Source organism: Mesorhizobium sp. M7A.F.Ca.AU.002.02.1.1, assembly GCF_003998535.1.
In the GTDB taxonomy this organism is placed as follows: domain Bacteria; phylum Pseudomonadota; class Alphaproteobacteria; order Rhizobiales; family Rhizobiaceae; genus Mesorhizobium; species Mesorhizobium ciceri.
Genome location: NZ_RZPB01000479.1, coordinates 1 through 4,796 on the forward strand (window position 1 = coordinate 1; position 4,796 = coordinate 4,796).

The 4,796-nt window shown below is 59.8% G+C and carries 5 protein-coding genes; 3 read left to right on the top strand and 2 right to left on the bottom strand.

The window, feature by feature from the left end; all coding sequences use genetic code 11:
* Both EN879_RS24550 and EN879_RS24555 read right to left on the bottom strand, forming a co-directional pair.
* The coding region (locus EN879_RS24550) for an ATP-binding cassette domain-containing protein (protein WP_164774554.1) at positions 1-529 on the bottom strand (529 nt) is incomplete at its 3' end.
* 123 nt (positions 530-652) lie between these two features.
* On the bottom strand, positions 653-1,720 hold the full coding sequence (locus tag EN879_RS24555; RefSeq protein ID WP_063170565.1) for an ABC transporter substrate-binding protein: 1,068 nt from the start codon (positions 1,718-1,720) through the stop codon (positions 653-655).
* A 323-nt stretch (positions 1,721-2,043) separates the two neighbouring features.
* Between EN879_RS24555 and EN879_RS24560 the strand changes: the two genes are divergently transcribed.
* The 3 genes from EN879_RS24560 to EN879_RS24570 form a co-directional block, all read left to right on the top strand.
* A complete protein-coding gene (locus EN879_RS24560; RefSeq protein ID WP_063170566.1) occupies positions 2,044-2,916 on the top strand; it encodes a DeoR/GlpR family DNA-binding transcription regulator in 873 nt (290 codons plus the stop codon).
* Positions 2,903-3,997, top strand: coding sequence for a four-carbon acid sugar kinase family protein (locus tag EN879_RS24565; protein WP_063170567.1), 1,095 nt, complete (start codon positions 2,903-2,905; stop codon positions 3,995-3,997). The genes EN879_RS24560 and EN879_RS24565 overlap by 14 nt, the downstream gene beginning before the upstream one ends.
* Positions 3,998-4,224: 227 nt before the next feature.
* Positions 4,225-4,796: 4-hydroxythreonine-4-phosphate dehydrogenase PdxA (locus EN879_RS24570; protein ID WP_245493859.1), on the top strand; the 572-nt coding region annotated here is incomplete at its 3' end.

Below are 4,796 nucleotides of genomic sequence, written 5' to 3' on the forward strand. Positions count from 1 at the left end.
CGGTCATCCCCTGCCCCTTGAGTTCGCTGATGACGCGAAGGACAGCCTGAACCTCTCGATGATCGAGATAGGCGGTGGATTCGTCCAGAAGCAGGATTTTCGGATTTGTAGACAGCGCTCGAGCGATCTCGATGCATTTCAGCTCGCCGAGATTGAGGCGGCCTGTATCGGCAGAGACTGATATTTGCGCGCCGATCCGTTCCAGGATCGCTTGCGACGCGGCTTCCATACGTCTGCGATCGATAAAGCCGAGGGGGCCGGCGAACTGCCGCAGGCGATCGATGAAGATGTTTTCGGCAACAGTCAGCGAACGGTTGATCGTGATTTCCTGGTATACAAGCGATACGCCAAGGGCCGCCGCACCGATGACGCTTGGTGGTGCATAGCTTGCGTCATCCAACGTCATGACGCCGCTGTCAGGCCGCTCTGCGCCCGCAAGCATACGCAAGGTCGTCGATTTGCCGGCCCCGTTTTCGCCGACGATGGCGTGAACCATGCCGGGCCGAAGCACTACGGATACGCCGACCACGGCACGTGTCTGGCCGTAGCTTTTGCGCAGGTCGCTCGCAGCAAGTGTCATCATTGACTACGCCCAAATGCCAGGCAGGGCCTGCCTGCAACCGTGGGATTGCGGGCAGGTCCAATCGGACGTTCAGTTGCTATACTGCATCTCGAACACGGCCGGCTTGGCGTCCTTGTTGTAGAAGCGCGAGTGCTGCCGGAAATCATATGTCGGCACGCCGCCGGGAAAGTCCTTCTCGAACTGCGCAACGCGATCCTTGGTCAGCGGCAGCAGCTTCAGCTTGACATTGTCGGCGCCGGCGGGAACCGGAATACCCTTGATCTGATCGAAAAGGGCGACAAGGGCGAAGCCGCCCTGAAGCCAATGACCGCCAATATCGAAAAGCAGGTCGCCGGACTTTACCGCATCGACATTCTCGGGGTTGAGATCCATTCCGACGACCATAACGTCCTTGCCGGGCGCTTTCCCATGGTTCTTGAGCGCAGCCATCACGCCGGTCGCGGTGCCGCCATTCGCGGCCCAGACGCCGGTGATGTCCGGGTTGCCCTGGAAGAGGGATTCAAATGCGGTCTGTGACGTATCACGGACGAAATTGCCATCGACTTCGCCGGCGACGCGCACATCGGGCGCTTCCTTGAGAGCGTCTTCCAGCCCCTTGCGGCGATCAATGGCGACCGAGGTGCCGGCGGTGCCGTTCACCACGCCGATCACTTTCTTGCCATCAGGCCCCGGCTTGATGGCGGCGAACAGCGCCTTGGCCATTTGGTATCCGGCGTCCTCATCGCTCGGCCCGATAAAGGCAATGTAATTCGGGAAACGCTCGGTTTGAGGCGAAAAATCCGGATAACTGTCGGTGAGGATGACCGGTATCTCGGCTTCCTTGGCCAAGGTAAGGCCGCGAGCGGCAGTGGCCCAATAGGGCGTGAAAACAATGCCGTCGACCTTCTGGGCCACCAGGTCCTCAAGCGACTTGACCATCTGGTCAGGCTTGTTGTCGGCATTGAGGACAACGAGCTTCACACCAAGCTCATCCGCTCCCTTCTTCATGAAAGCGACATAGCTATTCCAGAATTGCGCATCCAGGGTCGGCACGACAACGCCGACCGTGGGTTCATCGGCAGCTAGGGCCGCCGTTGACAAGAAGGCCGCGGCAGCGGCGCCGACAAGGGCCGATTTCAGCTTCGACAAGAAAGACATGGTTCCTCCAACCCGGTTCGCGACAGAGCCCAAGCGCTCTGAATCGCTGACTTTAATTCCCATTTTTTTGACAAGAACTGCGCACTTGTCAGTGCCAATTGACGAGGATTGACGGTCATCGCTTATCACATATGGTCAAAATCAGTCAAAATAATTCTAACAAGGCCAAAAGCGATAGGAATTCGCTCATCGCCATGACAAACCAGTGGGCTCGCCGAATGAATTCGTGATATTCGCGATGCTGGGCTCGCCATGATTCCGGCGAGCGTGTTGCTGCACTGTGCGGAGATACGAACGTGGCAAGGAATGTTCGAAAATCAACGGTGGAAGATACCGGGCCCTCAGCGTCCGCCGGGTCATGGGAAGACGATGGCGGGCGTGGACGGGTCGATCTAATTCCGGCCAAGCGCCATGCTTTCATTCTCGAATGCCTCAAACGGGAAGGAACCGTCGGCGTTCAGGAACTCATTGATCTCATCGGCGCGTCACCTTCGACCATACGGCGCGACCTCGAGACGCTTGAACGGCAGGGAGCATTGGAGCGAACGCATGGCGGAGCGATGCTTCAACGCACGGAACTCGCCACCTTCGAGCCAGATCTCGCCACTGCCGCACACTTCGCCAGGGCTGAGAAGGAGGCCATAGGCGCAGCCATGATGTCGGAACTTCGCCCCGGGCAGAGTGTCATTTTCGACGCAAGCACGACTGTTCTGGAAGTCGCCCGCGCCATCGCCGCCGCGCCCATTTCGCTTACGGCCGTCACCAACAGTCTCGCGATCGCGCAGATACTTGCAACCGTGCCGGGAGTACGCCTCGTCATGCTTGGAGGCACCTGCAAGCCGGGTTCTCTAACTCTGGTTGGCCAGCCTGGCGAGAATTTCCTGCGTACCATCCACGCCGATGTGGCAATTCTGGGCACTCACGCCATCACCGGGGACATGCTCACGGAGACCTCGCTCGAGGTCGCGGCGATGAAGCAGGCGATGATCGCCGCGGCGCGACGGGTGGTCGTGCTTGCCGACAATTCCAAATTCACCACTCCGAATTTCTGCACCATCTGCCGCCTGGCCGACATCCACCAGATCATTACCGATGACGGCATCGATCAGGCCAACCTCAGCAATCTTCGGACGCTCGATGTGAACGTCCGCGTCGTGCGCGTCAGCCGTTCGGGTTCTTCAATTGAGCGCTCTTGAGACTGTCGATATCCGGATCATCGCGGACGACCTGACCGGCGCTCTGGACAGCGCGGTTTGCTTCGCCTCGCCAGGCCAAGGTGTCGGCGTGAGCTGGCAACTGGATCGTAGGCTCTCGGGCCGTTCGGCTGTCGATATCGCCACACGTGAGGGCGCCGAGACAACGGCCGTCGCCAGACACTTGAAGTTCGCGCCATGGCTGGCCGCCGGACAGCTGAGCTTCAAGAAGATCGACAGCCTTTTGCGCGGTCACGTCATTGCCGAAATAGAAGCCTGCATCGTCGAAGGTGCGTACCAGCGGGTTGTACTGGCGCCCGCGTTCCCCTTTCAGGGCCGTGTTACACGCCTTGGGCGTCAATGGCGGCTCGATCGGCCCGAAATGGTCGGTCCCGACATCCTCGCCGGCCTCGGTCGGCGCTTTTCCTCTGGCCGGTCGGTACCGGGCACGCGGCCGGTTCATTTCCTCACACTCTACGACGCCGAAACGGACAAGGACCTGGACGAAATCGTTGCAACGGCGAGCGCGCCGCAGACACTCTGGGTTGGTACGGGCGGCCTGGCTGCCGCGCTGGCGCGACACCTGAGCATACCACACAAGCCTGTTCCGGCACTGCCCGCCCCGTTCCTGGGCCTTGTCGGCACAAATCACGAAGTCACGGCGGGACAGGTGGCCTCGTTTGCCACCAAGCATGCTGATGGGCATATCGTTGTGGAACGCGACATCGACAAAGCGAAAAGGGATCTGGCAAAACGGATCATGCGAGGTGCGCCGTCGGTTGTCACTGTGGTTGCATCGGGTGATCGCCACGCGATTGCAGATCATATCGGCAAGGTGTTTGCGTCGCTTCTTGACGGTTTGCCAAAGCCCGGAACGCTGCTCGTCACTGGCGGCGAAACATTGCGATCGGTGTGCTCCAGCCTCGGCGTCGTCGAACTCACGGTCGAGAGCGAGATTGAACCGGGGCTTCCGATCTCCAGAATCAAAGGCGGCGTTTTCCAAGGGCTAGCCACAACTTCCAAATCTGGCGCGTTCGGCGACAGCGCCCTCTTCTGCAGGCTCGCGACTCTCGCGCGTCGCTGATCAAGACGGTCGCCGGCAAAAGCACAGGGCGGGTCCATTCCCGCCGGTCAAATGACGTCAAGCGATCTTTCAGCAGCCGGCTACACGGGGACTGCTCCCACAGAGAGGTGGGAAAACAGGCGGATTTCACCGTGCGGCTGATTACGAATGACTGCAAAAGAAAACTATTGCGCATCTCTGGTTACAAGGATTAGAAGATGATCACAATTGACCGATTAGAGGCGTTCATGTCTGGTCCAAGACTCGGCATCACAATGGGTGATCCTGCGGGCATCGGCCCCGAGATCATCGCAAAGGCATGCGCACGGCTGAAACCGCGTCTTGCCGACGGATCGTTGTCCCTTCTCATCATCGGCAGCGTCGCCGCCATGCGTGCAATGGAGTCGATTTCCGGGCGCATTGAGGAGGAACAACCGTCAGCTTCGGCCGCGGGGGTTTTTCCGCCGCTAGCCATTCTCGAAGCCGGCCCCGAACGCACACCTATCGAGACAGGCGTCTTGTCGGCGGAAGGCGGGCGCCTCGCCTATCTGGCGATCGAAAAGGCCGTTCGCCTGGCGCAGGCCGGTTCAATTGCGGGCATCGTTACGGCTCCCCTCAACAAGGAGGCGCTCAATCTGGCCGGCTATCATTATGCCGGTCACACCGACATGCTGGCAGAACTCACAGGCGCCCGCGATTCCGTGATGATGCTCGCCCATGGCGATTTTCGCGTCAGCCATGTCTCGACCCATGTAGCGCTGGCCCAGGTTCCGTCGAAACTGACCGAACCTCGGTTGCGGCGGGTTATCCAGCTGACGGT